Origin of the sequence: Amycolatopsis sp. WGS_07 (assembly GCF_045278895.1) — a bacterium.
Taxonomy (GTDB): Bacteria; Actinomycetota; Actinomycetes; order Mycobacteriales; family Pseudonocardiaceae; genus Amycolatopsis.
Map to the genome: position 1 here is coordinate 2022035 of NZ_CP136053.1, position 20500 is coordinate 2042534.

Genomic DNA, 20500 nt, shown 5'->3' on the forward strand with positions numbered 1-20500 from the left:
CACGTCCTGCCCGACCGGCCCCCACGCTTATCGTCGCCGCTGGCCGCCAACAGCACCCACCGCATCGCCTCATCCGGCCCGGCCGGCGGAGCGTGCGCCCGTCGCAGCACGCGCCGACTCAGCGCACCGCAGCTGCCTCGGAACCCGACGGGCGCCCGTCCGGCACCGGGCACCGGTCATCCCCGCCGGGTCGCGAGAACCTGCGCGCCAGCGGCGTGCGTTGACACGGCGAACCCGTTGACAGCCCTGCATTCTACGCCAGCACTGGCCTCATCCGCGCATCACGTAATCCAGCAGAAGCGAGGCCGCGAACTCGTACATTCTGTGGTGTCGCGCAACGGCCAACGACACCCGAATTTGCAGTCAGCACAGCCGAGACTCTCCCGACGCACCGGCGTCGCGTGCACACCACGGCCGCTGATTCTCTACCTACAAACGAAAGGCACGAACATGAGCATGTGGACTGTGGAATCCCGCAGGATCGACGACCGACCCGACGCGGGCGGATGGCGTTCCGCAGACAAGAAGGTCCCCACGTTCCGGGTGGAGTCAGCGGGAGCCTGGGGAGCATGCGACATCGCGCACTCCATCCTGCTCGACGGTGACGACTTCACCCGCACGGTGATCACCGTGACCGGAGACGGCCCCGAAGGCTGGACCACGCACACCCGGACGACATGGGCCCCGGGATGGGACGAACAGCGCGTGATGGACGTGACTGTCTGGGCGTCGTTCCATTGGTACCGGGCCGAATCCGACATCACCTGGCAAGTGGATGCGGAGGACGAGGCCGACAAGTTCACCGCGTTCCTGATGGACGGGTCCGTCTTGGCCGCAGTCGCCAAGACTCCGCGCGGGCGATGGAAGATCGTCGCAAGCGACCACTGGGCACACTGGGCGCCCTCAACGCACGACAAACGTTTCGACGACCCGAAACAGGCCGCCGCGTTCGTCGCCCTCCGGATGGGCACCGCCCTCGTGGAAGGCGAGCCGGGCGACGACACCGACAGCTGATCACCGGCACGACCCGCCTATCGCTGCCGCTCCGCGAACGAGCCGCAGAAGCGGCAACCACGAGATACAGCGACAAGCGAGCAGCTACCCACAGGGTCGCCGCCCGCCGAGCGGCCGCGGTTACCCCTTACCCCAAGGAACAACGATGCCCGACACGTACGAAGTGACGATCGCCGTCCCCCCGGTCACGACCACGCTCGACCTGTCCGCCCTGATGAACGAGAGCTACGCAGGCGTCCGGCTCATCAGGATCAGCTACGTCCATGAGCGCTACGTCCCGAAAATGAGCGGCCCGGTACTGCACTTCCGCATGCAGGACAGCAACGTAGTTCTCGCCAAGCCCGACACGGAAGGCTGCCGTCTGGCATGGCAGGCAAACGACGAAACAGCGGTCGTCGACGAGGACACAGACGACTGGATGCGAACCATGTGGCACGAACTCGAAGACCAGTTCCAAGGCACGTTGCTGCCGGACTTCACCGCCGCAGCAGCGCGAGCTGTGTCCGCCGCGCTCCGCCTGTGAACCCTGACCGTACCGCCAGGAATGCCGATCAAGCACTGCGCGTTCCCCTCTCCACGCCGCACTGCACCAAGCCCCGCGTTCGCCCGGCGCGGGGCCTGGTGCTTGTGCATCGGCCGCTAGCTGCGCGATCCGCTCGGAACGAACTGCCGGGTGCGCCGAGCCGCTCGGACATCTCGGTGACAGCCCAGAAGCACCGTTCAGCCCGCACGCGAGCGACACAGCCGCCGTCTCCAACGCCAGGAAAAGAAGCGCTCCGTGCCGTCCGCGCCCGACACCGGTTGCGCCGAGGTGAGCCGGGCCCACGCGACGCCTCTTCGCAGTCTTCCGCCGCCGGCTACGCCGCACGCGCCAGCCACACCCGCTCGTCGATACCCGGCGGCCGTCCGTCGAACCGGGCGGCACAACGGCTTCGCGATGGCCTCCGGCGCCGTCGGCCTGCGTGGCCCGCCACGCCAACAAGGACAGCGGTCAACGCCCTGGACCCTGCGCCCGCCCGGTTCGTGTAACCGGAAATATGCCGCCCCCGCGCCGGTAACGTCCGTCGTGTTGGAAGCAGCGCAGACACGCCAACCTTCCAATACTTCCCTGATTCGGCGGCCCGTCCCATTCGGCGACAAGGGCACCGCCGAGGTCTTTCCCTTCCACAGAAAGAGCAGCGATGAACGGCGACGACTTCACCATCGAGCGCGTCCGCGTCCTCAGCGGATGCACCAGCCCGGAGACCGCGCACCTGGTCCACGACTACCCCTACGGCAGCCTTCGCTGCCAGCGCCGCACCTGGATCCACACCGCCGAGAATGGACAGCACAAGAGCATGCAGCGGTTCATGTACCAGACCACCAACCCGAAGCGATCCAGCACGTTCTGGAACAAACCACATGCCTCTGCCTACTCCATGTTCACGGTGATGTACCTGGACCAAAACGACCACGTCGACCACCGAAGCCTGGGCTTGGGAGACCGCCCCGCACGCATCGTGCGGATGCAGCTGATGGGGATCGACGAGCAACTCACCGGACACGACCGCGCCCGCTGGGACTTCCTGTACGCATCCTCGCGGCGATACGCGAAGCAGTGGGACGAGTGGGAAGAGACGTTAAACGCACTCGCCGAGCACATCCGCACGACCGGCACCGACCCGAAGATCGTCAACGGCGAGTTCTGGGAAACCCCGACCGGAAACCGCTTCCTCGGCTACGACGTCGCGGCGTACATCGTCTCCGCGCGCAAACTCGCAGCAGGGCAGCCGATCGTGGACAACAGCACTCACTAGCCATCCCTCGCCGCGGGCCCGGCACAAGCCGCAGCGCCGGGCCCCGGCGGAAACGAGACGTGCCAGACCGCGTCACGTCCGGCAGCACGAACAACGGCAGAGGAAGAGAAGCGATGAACCAGCGACGGCCAACCGACAACTGGAACGGCGAATGCTACACCGACGGGTGCACGACAACCGGAGCCCAAGGGATCCCGCTGTGGGGCGGCGGCGGACACCGATGCAACGACTGCAACGACGCGATCGCCGTCATGGCACCGGATTTCGTCAGCGGCATGACGGATTCCGATGCCTACAGCCGTCGAGTGCGCACGATCACGACGATGGACGCGGACACGCTCCGGCGCGAAGCCGCACCGTACTTCGCTCGCAAGAACAAAGCCCGAGCAGCGTTCGAGCGGATGGCGGACGCCATGGGCGAGTACGAGGCACGCGAGGCACTCCAAGCCCTCTTCAACGCGCGCGACCTGGTCACCGAGATCACCCCCGTCAACTGGTGGGCGGCGTACCGCCGTTCGCGTGCCTCCGCCGCAGGACCGGCTGACGGCGCACAGACCGACAGCGTCCCTGACTCAGGCAGGCCAGACGGTCCGTGAACACAACTGCGGCCGATCCCAGCGATCGACGGCTTTACGTCGCTGCCTGCGGTGACGTGGCGGGAAACCGAGAGAATCGACGATCGAACGGAGGAACCCGATGGTTATGAGCGTAATGTCCGAGCACGCCAAAAGCCTGCTTGTCTACGGGCCGCCGGAGCTGTACACGGCGGCCGAAGCGGAGTACGAACTGGACGGCTGGGAAGCCGTGGACAGCCCCTACGTGTTGGCCATGGGGGGCGGGTCCGGCGGCTACTTCGGAATGCACGGCAGCCGCGCCGAAATCGCGGCCGTTCTGAGGCGGGCACTGGAACAGGTGGATCGGTCTGACCTGCCGGCATCCGCCCTCACGTTGGCCCTTGAGTAGAGACCACGACGGAATCGAGACACCACCAGACCCCGCGCCCACTCGGCGCGGGGTCTTCTCGTGTGGACGCCGCACGGACAGCTGCGCCGGGCCGTGCAATGCTGACTTACCCGTCATGCCGAGCAGCACTGACTCTCGCACGGCACTGTGAGGGAGTCTCTGCGCTTGCAGACGTCGAGTGCAACGGCCAAGCCGCGTTCGACGCCGTTGTGCGCGGCCGCCGGCACCAAAAGTTGCCACAGCCGCGCCCTCCGCCGCACCGACCTAATCCCGGTGGCGCGAGGCCGAAACCCTCGCCGATACGACCAGGTTCAGCAGCTGCGCATGCTGAACCGGCGAGCCCCGACCACGACGGAGCGCTCCACCAGAACGCTCTCTTGGCATGTCCTTGCTGCGGCGACATTGTCCGCGCTTGCGCCCGTTCGCCAGGCACGAACCCATGCCGCCGATCAGAACCTGCGCCACCGCGTCGGTGCGGATTCCGGCCGGACGAACGTTTCGCGGGCGCACTCACGACACAGCCTGGTCAGGAGAGCAAGATATGGAAAAAGGTAAACCTTTTTCCCCAGGCCGCTGCGCGACCTGGCAGACTGCCCTTGCGGGCAGCCTGAAAAACGCAGCCTCAGGCCGGCGGGCCGCAGAGTAGCCTCGAACGCAGACCGCCGAGCGAGGAACCGGACGACCGGCCCTTCGCCCCGCGGGACGCACAGCAAACAGAGATCCGTCGGTTTGGCCCACCCGGAACGACGTCGGGAACGGCGCTCGCAGCGCCGCCCCGAAGACCGGTGTTGGGGGGCCAATGACGAAGGGTGCGGGGTACCGCGAACACTCAAGCAGAGGGCGTCGGGAGAAGCGCGGCGCCCCTCTCCGATTCGACGACACGGAGTGGGCGGTCATCGTCCAGGTCGCCGCGCTGGCAGGAATGAGACCGTCCGCGTGGGTGGCGCAAGCCGCCTACGACACCGCACTGCGCGAACACCTCGGCACCGGCACCGACCGGCAAGCCGCCGCCGCGCTTCTCGAGGAGCTGCGCGAGCACCGCCGCGTGCTCGCCAACATCGGCGGCAACGTCAACGACCTCGCCCGCGTCGCGAACTCGACCGGACAGTTGGAGCATGCCGCCGCGTTGGCGACGGTTCTTCGGCTGGTCGCCAACGTCGTTCACGCCGCGGACACGATGCTCACGGACGTCCGGCGCCGGTTGCTGCCGTGATCGCGAACGCGAACCGCGGGTGGCGCCCGTACGGACTGCTCCGCTACCTCTTCGGGCCAGGGAAGAACGAAGAGCACAAGAACCCGCGCGTCGTCGCCAGCTGGGACGGCGCCCCACACCTACACCACCCGCCGAAGCTCGGCCCGGGCGAACACGACTTCGACCTCGGACCGCTGAAGACGACCATGGAGGAACTCGCCGAAGCCGCCGGCCTGCCACTGAACAACCCGCCCCCGATCACTCCGGAGTGGGAAGCCCGGCTCCGGAAGGGCGACGTGCCGCCCGACGCACCGTCGTGGCTCAGGTTCTACCGCTACGACAAGAAAGAGGATCGGGTGGCCGCCTCGAACGGCTACGTCTGGCACACCCCGGTCCGGGCGCACCCGAGCGACCGCATCCTCACCGACGCGGAATGGGAGAAGATCGCCGAACGCCTGATGAAAGCGACCGGGATCCAACAGGCCGGATGCCGCTGGATCGCGGTCCGCCATGGCGACGACCACATCCACCTCGTCGCGACACTGGTATCCGAGACGACCGGGCGCCGCTTCCACCCGAGCAACGACTACCCGAAGATGCGCAAAGAGTGCCAGAAGATCGAACGAGAACTCGGCCTGTACCGGACCGCGGGAGCAGACAAGACCGCTCAACGGACGCCGACCCGGGCAGAGAAAGGCAAAGCCGCCAGGCTCGGCCGCCGCGAGACAGCTCGAGAACAGCTGCGCAGGATCGTCCGACAATGCGCCTCAGGCGCGAGCGACGGGGACGAATTCCTCGCCGCGCTCGCACAGGAGGGGCTCAGCCCTCGGACCACACATGACGCCGCCGGTCGTGTGCGCGGGTACACCGTGCAACTCCCCGGCGACGTCAACGCATCCGGCGACCCGATTCCATGGTCCGGCACCAAACTGGCCGCCGACCTGACATGGCCCAAACTGATCGAACGTTGGGCGAGCGTCCCGCCCGTCGACATCCCTCTGCCGCGCACCGGAGACACGCGCGTCGCCCCGGCCGATCGCCGACGTGTTCTGACAGACGCCGCTGATGCCGCGCGCAACGCGGCCGACGCGATCCGCTGTGGCTCGGAGGACCCCGCAGCAATCGCGCACGGCACAGGCGAGATGCTGGCATCCCTGGCCCGCGGACGCGAAGGACGCGAACTCGGTCTGCTGACCGACGTCAGCGAACGTTACGACCGCGCCGCGCGCACTCCGCACCGCGTTCTGCCCTCAGACTTAGGGCCTATCGCCCGCGACCTGCGCCGAGCGTCTCGCCAGATCGCCAGAGCGGGAGCATTGACCGGTCGCGGTTCCGAGAAAGCAGCCCTCGTTGCGCTCGTGCTCGCGCTCGTGGCACTGATCGCCGAGATAGCGGCCTGGCAGCAGACGCGCGGACAAGCACACCAAGCTGCGGCCGCGCGCGCTGCCGCCGAACGTCTGCCAGCGTTCGCGGAGTCCGCAAGCCCGGTCAGGGGCGGCCCGAGGACAATTCCAGTTCCCTCCGATGGACGCGCGCGGCCAACCCAGCGTCCTGTGCGCTACGTCGGTGTACGTCGCCGAGGCGATCCGGGACTGCGCCGTCCGACGTGACCGGGCTGGCGGGGATGCACCAGGGCCGCTCAATGTCGCGAAGGTGTCTTCGTCGGTCAGGAAGGCTGGTCGTCGGCGTCGGCCGTAGCGGCGGATTCCTAGGGTGGCGGATACCTTGCGCCACGCAGCCTGGCGAGGACTGGGGCGACCGCAGCCCAGACGTCACCAACACCTCGCTGATGCACGGAACGCACCCTCCGCCATCGTCCATGGCCGCAGGCCTTAGTCATCCAGTCCGAAATAGGCAATCTGCTCTGCTTCCTTCTCCCGACCGGGCTGGCTTTCCAGCCATTCGGCGAAATCACGACGAGCGTGGTAGTAGCCAGCGGCGATAGCGTTCCGGTACTCCTTCTCCGCTTCTTTCTCGCGACCCGGCTGCCTTCCGAGCCATTCGGCGTAGTCAAGAAATGTCCAGGCCCCGCCGTCGGCAACGCAGCCCTGGTACTCCTCTTCCGCTTCCTTCTCTCGACCGATCTGCTGGCCGAGCCAATGGGCGAGTTCTCGACGCGCGGAGGGGTCGCCGGCGGCGATGGCGGCCCGGTACTCTTTCTCGGCTTCTCCTTCGCGGCCAGGCTGCCGTGACAGCCTTCGAGCCAGCTTGCAAAGCGCGTGCGGGTCTCCTGCGGCGGCAGCAGCCCGATGCGCCTTCTCGACGTCGTTCTCGCGGCCAGGCTGTTTCTCCAGCCATCCAACGAACCAATCAAGAGTGAGTGGCGCCTCGTTGCGGTCTGTGAGGAGCGCCCAGAACTCTTCTTCGGCCTCCCCTGACCGGCCAGGCTGCCGCGACAGCCAGTCAGCGAACATGCGTCGGCCTTGGGGGCCTTCGGCTATGGCAGCCCGGTACACCGCCTCCACTTCACCCGCGCGGCCAGGCTGCCGTTCCAGACACCCAGCCAACAAGACGAGAGCAAAGGAGTAGCCGTCTGCGACGAGGGACCGGTACACCTGCTCCGCTTCTTTCACTCGGCCAGGCCGCCACTCCAGCCACCCAGCCAACGCAGCACGCGCAAAGGGATGGCCGTCGGCGGCGGCCTCCCGGTAGGACCGCCCGGCTTCTTCTTCCCGGCCGGGCTGTCTCTCCAGCCAGCGAGCAAGCTCGATCGGCGCGGAGGGGTGGCCGTCGGCGATGACGTCCCGCAAAATCTTTTCGATCTCTCCCGCGCGTCCGGGCTGCCTCTCCAACCACATGACGAAGCCACCCAGCACGAAACGGTGGCCCATGGGGATGGCATCCCGGTATGCCTGCTCAGCTTCCTGCTCACGTCCCAGCTGGTCAGCCAGCCATCGAGCCAGCGTTTCTAGCGCCTCGCCGGTGCCCGCAGCTCGGAGGAGCGCCTCGCCGTATTGGAAGTGGCCGCGATTCAGCGCAGCTCTGGCGACGTTGTGCAGGTCGTCAGGGGACGCGGTGTGCTCGCGCAGCGCGTTCCATACGACTTCCGTGGCTGAACGGGTGATCCGAGTGCGGCTGAGGTGCTGTTCGAGGTAGTCGGCAAGTTCGTAGGCAGCGTGCTCTGTGTCGGCGTCGTAGTCGCTGTCGATCGGTATGAGGGCTTGGACGCCTTGTGTGGAACGGAGCGGCTGCGTGGCGTAGGCGATCGCGGTGTCGAACCAGCCTGGCGGCAGGCTGGCCTGGCCACGTTCTTCGCGCCACAGCGCCGTGGCGATTGCGCGCAGCAAGGGGGCGGGCATGGGGCTGGCGTGGCCGAGGCGGCGCGCGTCTCCGGCGGCGTCGAGCAGCAACTGGTCCATGCGGGTCGACGCGGTGAGGTAGTGCTGGAGGATTTCGTGGCCCCCGGCGAGGGTTTGGGCGAATCCGATGCGGTCCGGGTCATCGAGCGCCGCCCCGAGACGGTCGTCGCCGGTGTTCGCGGCAAGTTCACGAGCTTGGTCGCGTTCACGCCGGGAGAAGTCGCGGGGGATGTCGTGCCAGCGCACCCACTGGTTCGCGGAGACGAGCAGATTCCGATTGTCGCTGAAATGATCTGCAGGCGCAGTGGCGTCGCGGAGCTTCTCCTGCCACAACGTCGCCACGACCACGAGAGGCTGCAGACTTCGGCTCGTTGCGCCATTGCGATAGCCGGTGGCCCCGAACAGGTCGCGCAGCACGTCCAGTGTGAGCCCTGCCCCGTCAGGGCCGAGGAAGACCTGCAATTCGTTGAGCCACAGCACGCACCGCCGACGGCCCAAGAGGTCGGACGCGGCCAGAGCGCGAAGCGCCGCAGCTGATCGAGGACGGATCACTGTCCACCCTGGCCCGAGAGCGTGGACTGCCTCGAACAGGGACCGGGTCTTTCCGGTCGACGGACCGCCGCGCATCACGATCATCGCCGACAGTTCGCCACGCGCAGCGGCACCGATGTCCGCACGCAGCAACTCGTCGTGATCGCGCAGCACGTAGGCGGGCAGTGACGGGATGCTGTTCGGGCCGCCGGGGAGAACCCGGCCGCGGCGGATGGCCGGATGCACGGTCGCCTCGGCCGGGGTGAACTCATCTAGCTCCCATACCGTGCAGTGGGCGGCCGCTGCAGCGGCCGCCCACCCCGCCGCCACAGGATCGGGTCTGCAATGCCTGCTGATCCGGTGCAACCGCAAGGCCTCTTCGCGCTCGGAGTCGGTGACGTCAAGCGCGGTGAGCAACGAGTCGAGGATGCCCTGCCCGCGCCCGTGACCAGGCTTGGCGATGTAGTTCTCGGCCGTCCCCTTGCTGCACGAAGCAAGCTCTCCGAGCTTCTCGTACGACAGTCTGCAGCGTTTCTTGAACTCGACGAGGAGCGCGCACAACTCCTGGGCTGCGGCGTGGTCCGGCTGCACCATCGCCACAGCTTCCCACCCGGTCGTCCACAGCCACACTCCGCACCTGCGCCGAAGGCAGTGCCGACAACGACGACCGCCGGATCGACGCGGCCATCCATCGCCCACGCCGTCGCTGTGCCCAATGGATGTGCTGACCGGCTCGGCGGCAGCCGTCATCGTGGAATCACGCCGACCGACTGGCGGCGGCGAATGCACGAGAGGCGGTGACGATGAGGCCGAAACAGATCGCGCTGCTCGCCTCTGCCGCGGGCGGCACAGCCCTCTCCTCAGCCCTGCCGACTTGGTGTGTCGTCACCGTGGCACTCGCCGGCGTCGCTCTCGCAGCAGCCCAGGTGGCCGTCACGCAGATCATCCGGCTCCGCCTCAGCGGCAAGATCGCCACCAGCGCGCACGCCGTGCGCGTGTTGGAGCTGCAGGACGGCGCCCGCGACAAGTAGCTGTGCACAGCCCCGGAACAGATCGAGGACGACTACTGGGGTGCCCCGCCAGCCGACGCGACCCGGCTCATGGCCACGGCGTACGCGCTCCGCCGGAAGCCGATCGGCACGCTCGACGCCGAAGACCTGCGGCTGCTGCTCGGCCAGCAGGAAGGCGTCGAGGTGCTCACCCCGTTGGCGTTGGCACAGCTCGAAGCTGGCCCCCTCGCCGAAGGCGATTTCTGCCCCGGCGACTTGTTCGAAGCAGTGCTGAAAAATCCGCGCAGCTACTGGACCGAACACCCTGACCAGCGAACGCGGCTGCAGAAGGTCATCGACGCGCTTGCGGCGCTCGGTGACCTTGAGGAACACGACGCGCCGCACGATTCCATCTGGACGGCCATCGGCCAGTTCCAAGCCGAGGGCAAATAACCCCTGCATCCGCAAATCGAAAGCAGTCGGTGCGAGCGGGCAGAGAGTGCGGCCGTGAGGCCGGTGTCTGGCGCAGCGCACAGCCTGGCGGGGTCCCGGGTCTGGGCGGCGGGGTTCGGAGGCTGCGCTGCCGCTCTGGTGCACGACCACGGTGGCGCTCACGTGCTCGTCACCCAGGTCATCCGGTTACGCGTCAGCCGTAAGATCACCACGAGCGCGCACGCTTTGCGCGCCATGGAGCCGCACAACGACTGTCGATTTCGAGACCGGTGACCGCGCCCGTCGCAGCTCGGGCAGGTCACCCGGTGGCGTCGCCAATTGCAGACAGACACCGTCGCGCGCATGGAAACTTCGCGAGAGATTCGAGTGCGGCTGCCGCACAGGGTTCAGGCGCATCAGTACGCGTCGATCGTGCACGCTGTCGCTGCGGTTCTCCACACCGCCGGCCTGATGGCCGGGTCGTCCATCGTGGTGGACAAGACGACCCGTGATGGCGATCTGAACGACTCGTTCGACCAATTCAGCGCCCTGTACCCGTGGAGTGACCGCTGACCGAGCGGCGTCACACGGCGGCCCGGCCCGGCCCGCGAGCGGACGGTCTCCGGCCAGGAAGCGGCGGGTGCGCTGGTAACGCCCGCGGCGTTCCTGCAGCAGACCGAAGTCGATCCGCCCGGTGGTGTCGTAGGCGACGACCTCCCCGTCGAGCACCCCGGCCCCGCGCTCGAAGGGACAGCAGCCGTCACGGACGCCGGAATGCCGGTCCGGATCACGAGGACCGTCGCGTACTCCTCAAATGTCTCCATGCAGGGGTGCCGGGTGCGCGTTCGAAGTAGCTCAGCTCAGTGGCTGTGCTCCTGGCGCGGGGCAGGTGGCTTGCGGCTGCCCCGTCCGTACAACGACAACCTCGTGGCTAGGTAAGCCAGGTATCCCAGGAGCACAGCCAGCGCTGTCACGAACAACACGCCCAACGTCCGGATCCAGCCGGTGAACGCCGTCGGTCCGCCGCTCAGCACCAGCACCGGCAGCACGATGCCGACCACGGTGGGGTACAGCAGCACGCCGAGCCCGATCCACAGCTGTTTGTCAGGCCGGACAATGGAGTCTCGTCGTTCCCTCAGACGTCTGACGTCCGCTTCGGAGTCCTCGACCTGCTGGTCCGCGCGCTCCGCCTCCGTCGCCAACAGGCCACGCTCGCGTTCGACGGCCTGCGCTGCGCGATTTCTCCTCAATGCCGAACCTACAGACTCCGGCGTGAACACCGGGACGGCCCGCAACGCCGCAGCCGGGGTCAAGTTCGCGCTGAAGATGCCGAAAGTATCCCTGCTCTCAGCTTGTTTCCGAGTCTCTGCGTCTAGTTCGCGCCGCGCGGCCAGCCGTCCGTCGTTCACGGTCGCGAACGCCGCTTCCCACATCGACGGCCATTCCGTGGCCGGAAGCCCGGTCCGGTTGGAAGCCCTGAAGCCTTCCCAGCTCCTGCTCGCCCACTCCTCCGCGTCTAACTGGTCTGCAGGCACGATGACGCCGTCGAGGAACCTGCACGCCCGGGCGTATTCCTCGCATGCGACCGTCAGGAGAGGCTGCAGCGCCTCGGCGGTCAGCGGAGTGGATAACTCGACCGAACGCTCCAACTCGGCGACGTCCCTGATCCCCTTCCTGATCGCGGCCTGGACATCACGGTTGCCGAGCAGCCTCGCGGCCTCAAAGGACGCCCGGGCAGCCCGGGCGCGCTGAGCCCGCTCGCGAGCGGTGGCCAGCCTTTCCTCCGCCTGAGCAAGCAGCCTGTCCGCACCCTGCTGCTCGCTGTCCAGTCCGACGAAGCGGTTGACCAACAGGCCGCCGACGATCGCAACCAGGCCGGCACTGGCCCCGGTGATCGTGGACAGGAACGGCGTCGGATCAGGCATGGCTGTCCGCCGCACACCGGGCTGCGGCCGTGACCGAACAGTCACCCGCCAGCCGCGAACCCCGACCGCCGCGACGGCGCGCACCGCGGTGCGACGCGGACGCCCATGTCTGCTCGACGTCGCGCAGGTCGGGAAAGGCAGCACTGTCGATATCGGCCCGCCATGCCCTCAACACCCGCGCGAACGCGTCCCGCTCGTGCACCGTCATTCGCATCTCACCCCGCGTTTCCGTACCCGGCGTTAGTCGCGGTCGACGCCGACAGCGTTACCCTACTGAACCCGCCGACACGCGTTTCAGTTGTCGACCGCAGCGTGGTTCCCCGGGTTGATCGGGGCTTCGGTGTCCGGCTTTGGGCTTGGCCGCGTTGGTCGTGGCGGTTGCATCCGGACTTGTCGCGCTCGGCAGCGCCGGCCACACCCGGATAATCCCGCGGGCCGACAAGCGCTCGGGCCCGGGCAATAGCCCGTCGGCGAACCTCAACGACACCGAGGCAGATCGTGGCCTGTGCAACACGAGAAGCACAGCCTCTCAGCGGGGACATTTTGCGTGCGCGCCCTCTCCGCTTCTCTCACAAACATTGCGGGATCGGTTTACTGCACGGTCGACCCTCAAAGCGGGTAGGGTTCCGTGTTGTCGCGGCCATCTTTCTTGCCGCAGGAGAACATGGAGGGAAACTACGGTGCTCGGAGAGCTTTGGACAGCATTGCAAGATTGGTTCGCCAGCTGGCAGTGGGGCAACGTACCGTCCTGGTTCTCAGCTGGATCCTTTATGGCAGCAGCCATAGTCATATTTCGCGATCGGAAGATTCGACGAAGGAACCAAATTGACAACCTTGGCATCTGGGGTGAATTTTCAGTAGCGGCCGACGACAACTCAGGATCACCGATCGTCGGGAAGCTAGTGCCAAAAATTCACGTAAAGAACCCTACCAACCTTCCCGCTCGCATTGAATCAATTCATTATGAAGTGACATTTAGCTGGTGCGTTCGCTATGAAGAAGGGTACTTTATGCCCGTAAATAGCGGATGGGTTAGCTTCAAGGGTCACGTTGCAGACTTTCCATGCCCTCCGGGCGAGACCGTGACGGCAATTGGCAAGCCTGTATCGCCAGGACTTCGGCCAATGGGGATGGAGGGGACAATAATTACATCCGAAGCGCCTGGAAACCGCATCTCGATAGAAAGGGTCGTCATGCGAGATCATCGAAACCACAAATGGAAGGTTGTTCCCAAGGTCGGCTTCGGAGACCTCGCTGCCACTTCTTCGATGCCACTGATGCTCGCCCAGACCACATCGAATGTTTTTGCCGTTCTGACATCTGCCCTCGTGGATCAGTTTTCAGCGTTGTTCACATGGACGGTCGGAGCGGTCGTCGCGACGGCCGGAGCGATCGGATCTTTTCTTGCGACATCCGCAGCATGGATCGCACGTGTATTCTGGCGCAAAAAATAGCCAGTAGTAGCTATATCGGTTTCTCGTGCGATAGAACGCGACTCTCGCCCCCAGGCCCTCGCCGCAGCCACCGAAACGACGCCGCGCGCCGTCCCCCGCCCTCGCTGCCCGTGCTGCGGCCACGTCGTTCACTGGCGGAGCACCCGTCTCACAAGCCGGGGATCCAGCACGGTCGCGCCTCGCGGACGCACGCCTCCCCGCCGAACCGGGTGCGGTCGGTTGCCACGGAGCAACGCGGTCGCGATCGACCGACAAACCCAGCGATGCGAGCGAGCGCCGGTTGCAGCCGAAGAACCGCAGCGCTCGCACAGCCTGCCTCTTCCAGGCTTCTGCGACGCCGCGACCCGGCACCGCCACCTGCGTTGGCACCTTCCGCCCGCATGCCCCGCGCCGCACCCTGCAGCGCGGGGCAACTCCAGCACCGGAGGCATGGCTGCGCTGCCCCGAGACACCGGCAACACGGAGGCCGGGCCTCGCGGGCAGGCCGCCGGTGCAACCGCAAACTTTACAACGGTTCGTTGTAAAGTCGATGCATGGACTCCGTCGAGACTTTGACCGACCAACTTCGCGAGGTCGGAATTCCCGCCGACGCCGTCGAGCCCGATCCTCGCTGGCGCAACGGCGTCTGGATCGACAACACCGGTCCGCTCGCCGTCGACGGCGACGACGTCCTCGGCGAGGACGACCACGGCAACACCCTCCGCTACCGCGACGTGGAGACAGCCGCGGTCCAGCTGGCCGTGCAGTACTGGCTGGGTGCCCGGGTCTCCGCGGACCGCGCTCGCACACTGCTGCCTCTCTATCGGCTCGCCCGCGCCTGGCACCCGGACGACGGGGCGTACCGGTGGTGGCGGCTGGCCGTCGAGGGGGATTGGCTCGGCCCGGTCCTCGGCCGTGCGGACATCGTCGCCGCGCTGCCGAAGACGGACGCCGGCGAGGGTGCCAGGCCGGACAACCCGGTCTCGATCATGCTGGAGGCCGCCGACACCGCCGTTGTCGTGCACGTGACAGGCTGGGCGCCGCAGGACAACGGCTGGCCTGCCCCGGTGCTGATTCCGTCGCTGGGACGGCGGATCGAGATGGACGGTCTTCTGGCGATCGCGCGGAACACCGAATCGCGCGAGGCGATGACCGCCGCCGTGCAGCAGGAGGTCAAAGCGGTCGTCGAGCGGACGCGCAAGCACGCGCTCTCGACGCTGCGGGACCGTTGGCACGAACGCGAGCAGTGGACGCTGTCCGAAGCTGCCGAGCACTGCGGCGTCACCCCGGCCACGGTCCGTTCCTACCGCGAACGTCTCGGCTTCCCTCGGCCTCTGCCGTACTGGGCGGTCAACCGCGACGCCGGTAGGCAGAGCGTCGTGGACGCCGAGCAAGTGCGGTCCTGGCACGCGCTCCGGCCAGGACAAGGCGCACGCACCGATCGACGCGCCGACAGCTGATCATCGCGCAGCTCCCCAGCGTCCGCCTTCCGATGAGGACCGGGATCTGCCCGGGGCAGCAGGCGCGAACAAACCGCATGAGACAGCACATCTAGTGCGTGATGCTCAGGTGGAGCAATCGTTGCGTGGCGCCCGCCCGACGCAGAAGGCAGCGCGGGACGAACAGTCCGGTTCCCCGGATGTTCAACAGCGGGTCCGCTCTTAGTCCGGAGAATGCACCAGCGGAGCGACCGCTGACCGGGTGCCGGGGCAAGGCCGCTGAGCGGCGGCCCGAGCCCCTCGGCGCTCCGTCCTGCGCCGTGTCAGCTGCCCGTGTCCGTGTTGCCAACGTGCGCACCTGCGCGTTCTTGCCCGTCATCGGCGGGGTGTCGCGGCTGCCCGCCCGTCGGATGCTGCCGTGCGGCGGGCCCGCCTCGGACGACGCGCACAGGCCATTGCGTGCGCAGCCGCGCCGGGGAGATGGCGGCCTCGGCGTCTTCGGGCGTGCGCCAGGCCTGGCTCGGATCGTGGCGGTCGAGGCTGGTGGGCGTCAGCAGGCGCGGGAACGGCTGCATTCCTACGCGTTGCAGGAACCATCCGTCGACGCGGGGACTCGGCCGGTCGCCGAGCCCGCGGTTCCACGCGTGCTCAGGATGGTCCCCGTCTGCAGGCCGCGACGCCTGTGCAGCCTCCAGCCGGCACGGCGGAACGTCCCCGCCGCCGGCCACCGAGTACCACGTCCGGTACAGCTCCGCCCGTTCCCGCCGCTCGTGGCCGCTGAAACCCCTCCGCGGCCAGTCCTCGCGCCGCGCCGCGACCGCGCCGGGCTGCACGCGGACCGCGACGCTCGGCATCCAACCCGCCCTGGCAGCATCGATTCGGTCCTGGCCTGTCGCGCCGTCGGTCAACGGCTCCTGGCCCGCCGACGCGATGCCCGTCACGAGGCCGGGAGTGATCACGGGGTCGTCCACCCAATGGGCCCGCTCGCACAAACCGCTCGCCCGCGCGACCCCCTCGCCGGGCAGCGACCACACGACCAAGCCCCACCGCCCGCACGCTCCGCAATGCGGGCACACCACCCGATACCCGTGCCACGACATCGAACCGATCGACAGCGCCAGCCTGATCTGCGCGCCGATCGCAGGCAACGTCTCCGACTCCACAACGCCCCCCTGCGAACCATCCTTACTGTCCGGCGGTCGGCGCATGTTCCATCCGACGGAATCGTGCCGCCCGAACGCCGCACCCGGACCCTGACGCACAGTATTACGCTGCTCCGTATGGGTGACAAGCCCGACGCCGACATCCCGCTGCCAATCGTGCTGTCAGCAAGGGTCAGCTCATCAGATTCCTGACCGCGTCAGCGGTCCATCGACCGCGGGGATTCCGCAATTCCGGCGACAGCGGCGGGACCCGCAGGGTCGCCCACCCATTGGTCTCCAGCCATGATCGAATCGCGGCTTCGTCGCTCGACACCTCCTGCGGAAGTCTTAGCTGCGGGTACTGCGTGCGCAGGGCCGACGCGCACACCTCGGCAGCCAGCGGCAGCTCGTCGTCCTGGAGCCGTGCGCCCAGAAGGTGCTCAAGGGTGGCTTTCGCTGGTTCCCCGTCCCGGCAGCTCACTTCGGGATTTGCCAGCGCCATCAGTTCGGTCACGAAGAACGCCTTGCCCTCGCAGGGGCCGCTGCGGCACCCCTGTCGGACTTCGGCGGCGCGAACTGCGCTCGCAGGGTAACCGCTGCCCTGACGGGTGTCCCGGCCAGCGAGGCGGCCGCGCGATTCGTTCGCTCGCCAGCACTGCGCGATTTGCTCGACCGACCACAGCTCGTCAGGCGTTGCATCAGCGTCGACCATGACCCCAACTTACGAGCACAACGCTTGCAAGTCGACGTGAGTTCGCGGCCCCGGAGGACCGTTGACTGTCGCATCGTTCTTGATGCTTGCCAGGACGGGCAGGGCGAGCATCAAGGAGGCACTCCCCGAAGCAGGCCGGTGAAGGGATGGCTCGCTGCGCACGCGCTGTTCCTCCGCGCTGCCCTTGATCACGACGGCGAACTCGTCGTTGAACCGGTTTGCGGCTCTGCCGCCGTTCGGACGAGGCAGCCGTCAGACCGCCACCGTAAAGAGCACAGCCTCTGAACCAACACCCTTCATGCCCTGACCCCTCCACCTTTCTCCGAAAAATGCGGGCCCGGTTTGCTGCACCCGCCGCTCTCTAGGCGGTAAAGTTCTGTGTTGTCGCCTGTCATCCTTTCTTGCCGCGGGGCCTCCCGCAAGAAAGGAGGTGAGCGATGCGGAGAGGAACCAGGGTTGTTCTAACCCTGAAGATCAGCGTCCCGATCACCATCAACGTGACCGGGCTCGCTGTCCTCCTCGCCGTGCACGGCATCCTGCTGCTCGCATAGAAGCAGCCGTGCTCGGCTTGTTTTACCTGGTAGAGGGGCTGACCGATGGCCGTCGGTCAGCCCCTCTACCAGCGGAATCCCACTGGCAGCGCCGACGCATCGTCGGAATGGTCGCAGCGACGCTTCCGCAGCCCGCACCGTTAATCTTACCGCACCGTTCACAGATCGCGAATAGATCCGCTCATAGATTCACGCATAGAACGACCACTGAAACTACGCCGCTAAATATTCCGCAACCTTCACGCAACGAAAGATACCGGAAAAGACTCTCGGTTAAACACTGCGAAAGATGCGCCCAAGTTTCGTCCGTGGTTTCGACATCCGACATCGCGCACGCCGGAGTCCTGGCGTCACGGGCCGGCACAGTGCCGCCATCGGTCCACGCGACGACTACCGCGCGCAGGTGACGGACGAAGCTCACAGCCGCCTGACTATGACTGTGCGCGCTAGTTGTCACTGGAGCGGCGCGCGGTCTGGGAGTCACGGCTCAGTTGTGCGGGATAGTTCTCATCTGTTGTGCGCCGTATCTGCCACCACCACGTTGAGTACCAGGGTGATCTGCAACTCCACGACTGCACGCTTTGCGGCATGAGCGGATGTTCGACGGGTCTCGAGCCAGCGGTGTCGGCAGTTGTGTGTTGTGCCCAGCCGTGCGCGTAGGTCCGGCACGCCGTAAGCGCCAGACGTGGGACCGCCAACTGCCAACGCACCCGGCGGTCCAGTCGGGGTTCATTCGCCCACGGCTCCCTAGAGATCAAGAGGGCCGAGTGCCAAGCGTCGCCGTCTGTTTCTATACCTGGGAAGTTCGCCGAGGAGCCGACGAGGCCGCGTTGGAACGCCTCTTCTTCCCGGGGCCGTGCGGGCTGGACTTCGTGGCCGCTCGCCTGTGAAGATCGGCAGAAGCTCAGATCACTTTGAGGCACAGCGTCACGGTGCTGTGGAGGGCCTGGATCGAGTACGACGTGTCGCACTGGCCACCTTTGTTGGAGCCGAGGACCTGGGTGATCTTCAGGCGGTAGTCGTAGCCGGAGGGGATGCGGGAATCAGCGCAGTGCCAGCCGTCGAGCAGCTGGATAGTGTCCGGCTCGCCCTTGCCGTTGCTGTTGCCGAGGACGCAGTCGCCGACGCGGAATTGGCGATCGATGCACAGGGTGATGTCAGCGGAGCCGCCGTGGTGGACCCATTCTGCACTGCCTTGGTTGGGAGGGCCTGGGCACTCTGTGCCGGCAGGCACCACCTTGGTGATGCGGTAGTACGCGTTCCACGCGTCGCAGGGCACCATGTCCGGCTTGATGGTGTCGTTCGGCTGGCCGTAGATGAAGTCAGAGGGGGCTCCTTCTCCTATGTGAAAGCAGTCGCCCGCCTTTGCCGCCGCGAAGGCCTGGCTGACGGCGTCCGGGGTGGGGCTGGGCTTGGGCGTCGCGCTGGAGCTGGGTGCAGGGCTGGGACTGGGCGCAGGGCTGGGGCTAGAAGTGGTGGAGAGCGCGGCCGAGGAGCTCGGTGGGCTGGACTGCTGCGCGGCGTTTTCGCTGCCACGCGCGAGCGCGTACAGAAGAGCGACGGCCGCCGCAAGCAGGAGGGACATCACCACGACTGTCCTGCGCTTCCACATCGGCCCAGGGGGCGGCGACGCCGGACCGGGCTCGGGCTCCGCTGTGAGGTCCTGGGTCGGCGGTGCCTCGGACGCGCTGGCGGCCGTAACAGGGGCCGCACCCTCCGGAGGCCAACGGGTCGGTGTTCTCGCGGTGTTGCGGGCGAAGGCGAACGCGGCCGCGGAGTCGTCGCTGCGCTGGTTGGGGCGGGGCAGGCCCTTGGCGGCCAGTCGTTGCCGGAGGCGCGGGAAGATTTCTCCGAGGGTCAGGCCGGGTGGGCCGTCGGGGATACCGTCACGGGTCAGCAAGTCCAGCAGTTCGCCGGTGAATGCGGTGCGCGGGTCGCCGGTGTCGTCGACAGGCGCGTGGGCGCGCTCGTCGGCGGCGGTGAGGGTGTAGGCACCTGCGCAGTCGCTCAGCTCGGCCAGTTGCGTGCTGTCGTCGCTGGCGCCTAGGCCGATGGCTCTCCCGGAGTAGCAGCAGTCCAGGATGACGATCCTGGTGGCGGCGGGCGTGCCGCTGTGCAGCATCCGCTTGACTTTGACGTACTCCAGGCCGGTGGCGTCGGGGTTGGCGTGGTCGGTGTCGGCGACAGCCAGGCACAGCTCGCCGGTGTGCTCGCTGGGCTGGCCGTGTCCCACGAAGTACAGCAGCAGCACCCCGGTGGTCTCAGCCGCCAGCTGCCGCAGACGGCCCAGCAGCCGCCCGGCGTCGACGGGGTCGGTGATCTTCTCGACTTGGTCTTTCCGCCAGCCGCACAGGCCGGACTCGACCAGCAGCCGGTACATGCCCTCGACGCTGTTGCCGACGGCGGTGTACGACCGGTACGAGGGGGCTTGGTAGTGGGGGACGCCGATCAGGACCGCTCGCGAGCCGGGCGGGATGACAGGCTCACCGCTCATCGGCGTCGCGGAGGATCTGGCCGAGCAACTCCAGTTCCCGGGTGTTCGGGTTGCGGGCGTGGAGTTCGACGGTGCGGCCCTCGGGGGTGACGGTCACCTTGGCGGTGAGGTCCCGCTGTCTGGTGCTCAGCCAGGTGTTCAGCGAGGCGGTGAGGGAGACGCCGAGGCCGCCGGAGCCGACGGCGACGGTGAGCATCTCGATCCAGTCGCCGAGGGCGCCCTCCGCGGGCGGGCCGGTGACCTGGCGGACGTGGCCGCGGAAGTCGCGATCGCCGTTGAGCCAGTCGGCCAGTGCCACGTAGTCGTCGACCGCGCCGCTCTCGATACGGATCTGCAGATCCACGCCCGCCCCTTCCCCATTCCGTTAGGTGTGACCGTCGGCTCCGCCCTGGGGCGGCAGTCCGGACGGAAATTGCCCTTAGGGGATCGTTTCAGGAAACGGACCTTCCGTGAAGCGAATCCGACATGTCGATCACCCCATCGCGGTAGGACAGCGTCGGCGATACCCCGAGTTCGTTTCACGAAAGCCGAGGCCGTACTCGATGCACCGCTACTGACCCCATGCAGCACGCCCCCGATCGCGCCGCT

At 67.2% G+C, this 20500-nt stretch carries 18 protein-coding genes; 12 read left to right on the forward strand and 6 right to left on the reverse strand.

Features of this window, described 5'->3' with window-relative positions; translation table 11 throughout:
- Positions 1-465 precede the first annotated feature (465 nt).
- From RPX00_RS09430 to RPX00_RS09460, 7 genes are all read left to right on the forward strand, one after another.
- Positions 466-1014, forward strand: a complete 549-nt coding sequence (locus tag RPX00_RS09430; protein WP_406639094.1) for a hypothetical protein — start codon at positions 466-468, stop codon at positions 1012-1014.
- 145 nt (positions 1015-1159) lie between these two features.
- A complete protein-coding gene (locus RPX00_RS09435; RefSeq protein WP_406639095.1) occupies positions 1160-1537 on the forward strand; it encodes a hypothetical protein in 378 nt (125 codons plus the stop codon).
- A gap of 658 nt (positions 1538-2195) precedes the next feature.
- Positions 2196-2810, forward strand: a complete 615-nt coding sequence (locus tag RPX00_RS09440) for a hypothetical protein (RefSeq protein WP_406639096.1) — start codon at positions 2196-2198, stop codon at positions 2808-2810.
- Positions 2811-2923: 113 nt separating this feature from the next.
- The gene (locus RPX00_RS09445; RefSeq protein ID WP_406639097.1) at positions 2924-3406 is read left to right on the forward strand and encodes a hypothetical protein; all 483 of its coding nucleotides are present in this window, start codon (positions 2924-2926) and stop codon (positions 3404-3406) included.
- Positions 3407-3521: 115 nt separating this feature from the next.
- Positions 3522-3773, forward strand: coding sequence for a hypothetical protein (locus tag RPX00_RS09450; RefSeq protein WP_406639098.1), 252 nt, complete (start codon positions 3522-3524; stop codon positions 3771-3773).
- A gap of 922 nt (positions 3774-4695) precedes the next feature.
- Positions 4696-4986 carry a hypothetical protein gene (locus tag RPX00_RS09455; RefSeq protein WP_406639099.1) on the forward strand — a complete coding sequence of 97 codons (291 nt, stop codon included), beginning with the start codon at positions 4696-4698 and terminating at the stop codon, positions 4984-4986.
- Complete coding sequence (locus tag RPX00_RS09460; RefSeq protein ID WP_406639100.1) at positions 4983-6575, forward strand: relaxase/mobilization nuclease domain-containing protein; 1593 nt, start codon at positions 4983-4985, stop codon at positions 6573-6575. The genes RPX00_RS09455 and RPX00_RS09460 overlap by 4 nt, the downstream gene beginning before the upstream one ends.
- Before the next feature lie 222 nt (positions 6576-6797).
- Here the strand turns inward: RPX00_RS09460 and RPX00_RS09465 are convergent, their stop codons facing one another.
- A complete protein-coding gene (locus tag RPX00_RS09465; RefSeq protein ID WP_406639101.1) occupies positions 6798-9389 on the reverse strand; it encodes a hypothetical protein in 2592 nt (863 codons plus the stop codon).
- A 209-nt stretch (positions 9390-9598) separates the two neighbouring features.
- Here RPX00_RS09465 and RPX00_RS09470 point away from each other — a divergent pair, with 209 nt between their 5' ends.
- From RPX00_RS09470 to RPX00_RS09480, 3 genes are all read left to right on the forward strand, one after another.
- On the forward strand, positions 9599-9826 hold the full coding sequence (locus RPX00_RS09470) for a hypothetical protein (protein WP_406639102.1): 228 nt from the start codon (positions 9599-9601) through the stop codon (positions 9824-9826).
- 21 nt (positions 9827-9847) lie between these two features.
- Entirely contained in the window at positions 9848-10237 is a 390-nt protein-coding gene (locus RPX00_RS09475; protein ID WP_406642844.1) for a contact-dependent growth inhibition system immunity protein, read from the forward strand.
- 342 nt (positions 10238-10579) lie between these two features.
- Positions 10580-10789: a hypothetical protein gene (locus RPX00_RS09480; protein ID WP_406639103.1), complete on the forward strand. Its 210-nt coding sequence runs from the start codon at positions 10580-10582 to the stop codon at positions 10787-10789.
- A 287-nt stretch (positions 10790-11076) separates the two neighbouring features.
- On the opposite strand, the gene RPX00_RS09485 is transcribed toward RPX00_RS09480, so the two are convergent.
- A complete protein-coding gene (locus RPX00_RS09485) occupies positions 11077-12225 on the reverse strand; it encodes a hypothetical protein (RefSeq protein ID WP_406639105.1) in 1149 nt (382 codons plus the stop codon).
- 596 nt (positions 12226-12821) lie between these two features.
- On the opposite strand from RPX00_RS09485, the gene RPX00_RS09490 reads away from it, so the two are divergent.
- Both RPX00_RS09490 and RPX00_RS09495 read left to right on the forward strand, forming a co-directional pair.
- Entirely contained in the window at positions 12822-13595 is a 774-nt protein-coding gene (locus RPX00_RS09490) for a hypothetical protein (protein ID WP_406639107.1), read from the forward strand.
- A gap of 533 nt (positions 13596-14128) precedes the next feature.
- Positions 14129-15034 (forward strand): hypothetical protein, encoded by a 906-nt coding sequence (locus RPX00_RS09495; RefSeq protein WP_406639108.1) that lies wholly within the window; start codon positions 14129-14131, stop codon positions 15032-15034.
- Between the two features lie 302 nt (positions 15035-15336).
- Here the strand turns inward: RPX00_RS09495 and RPX00_RS09500 are convergent, their stop codons facing one another.
- The 4 genes from RPX00_RS09500 to RPX00_RS09515 all read right to left on the reverse strand — a co-directional run bounded on the left by RPX00_RS09500 (position 15337) and on the right by RPX00_RS09515 (position 20255).
- On the reverse strand, positions 15337-16176 hold the full coding sequence (locus RPX00_RS09500) for a hypothetical protein (protein ID WP_406639109.1): 840 nt from the start codon (positions 16174-16176) through the stop codon (positions 15337-15339).
- 172 nt (positions 16177-16348) lie between these two features.
- Positions 16349-16669 (reverse strand): hypothetical protein, encoded by a 321-nt coding sequence (locus RPX00_RS09505; RefSeq protein ID WP_406639110.1) that lies wholly within the window; start codon positions 16667-16669, stop codon positions 16349-16351.
- Between the two features lie 1653 nt (positions 16670-18322).
- Positions 18323-19912: a caspase domain-containing protein gene (locus RPX00_RS09510; protein WP_406639112.1), complete on the reverse strand. Its 1590-nt coding sequence runs from the start codon at positions 19910-19912 to the stop codon at positions 18323-18325.
- Positions 19902-20255, reverse strand: coding sequence for an effector-associated constant component EACC1 (locus RPX00_RS09515; RefSeq protein ID WP_406639113.1), 354 nt, complete (start codon positions 20253-20255; stop codon positions 19902-19904). Before RPX00_RS09515 ends, RPX00_RS09510 begins: the two co-directional genes overlap by 11 nt.
- Positions 20256-20500 lie beyond the last annotated feature (245 nt).

What these genes read in the sequence shown, in the direction of transcription:
- RPX00_RS09455 (WP_406639099.1), top strand. Translation starts at nt 4,696, where the DNA reads ATGAGACCGTCCGCGTGGGTGGCGCAAGCCGCCTACGACACCGCACTG.
- RPX00_RS09470 (WP_406639102.1), top strand. Translation starts at nt 9,599, where the DNA reads ATGAGGCCGAAACAGATCGCGCTGCTCGCCTCTGCCGCGGGCGGCACA.
- RPX00_RS09510 (WP_406639112.1), bottom strand. Translation starts at nt 19,912, where the DNA reads ATGAGCGGTGAGCCTGTCATCCCGCCCGGCTCGCGAGCGGTCCTGATC.
- RPX00_RS09480 (WP_406639103.1), top strand. Translation starts at nt 10,580, where the DNA reads ATGGAAACTTCGCGAGAGATTCGAGTGCGGCTGCCGCACAGGGTTCAG.
- RPX00_RS09440 (WP_406639096.1), top strand. Translation starts at nt 2,196, where the DNA reads ATGAACGGCGACGACTTCACCATCGAGCGCGTCCGCGTCCTCAGCGGA.
- RPX00_RS09435 (WP_406639095.1), top strand. Translation starts at nt 1,160, where the DNA reads ATGCCCGACACGTACGAAGTGACGATCGCCGTCCCCCCGGTCACGACC.
- RPX00_RS09445 (WP_406639097.1), top strand. Translation starts at nt 2,924, where the DNA reads ATGAACCAGCGACGGCCAACCGACAACTGGAACGGCGAATGCTACACC.
- RPX00_RS09495 (WP_406639108.1), top strand. Translation starts at nt 14,129, where the DNA reads ATGGACTCCGTCGAGACTTTGACCGACCAACTTCGCGAGGTCGGAATT.
- RPX00_RS09465 (WP_406639101.1), bottom strand. Translation starts at nt 9,389, where the DNA reads ATGGTGCAGCCGGACCACGCCGCAGCCCAGGAGTTGTGCGCGCTCCTC.
- RPX00_RS09450 (WP_406639098.1), top strand. Translation starts at nt 3,522, where the DNA reads ATGTCCGAGCACGCCAAAAGCCTGCTTGTCTACGGGCCGCCGGAGCTG.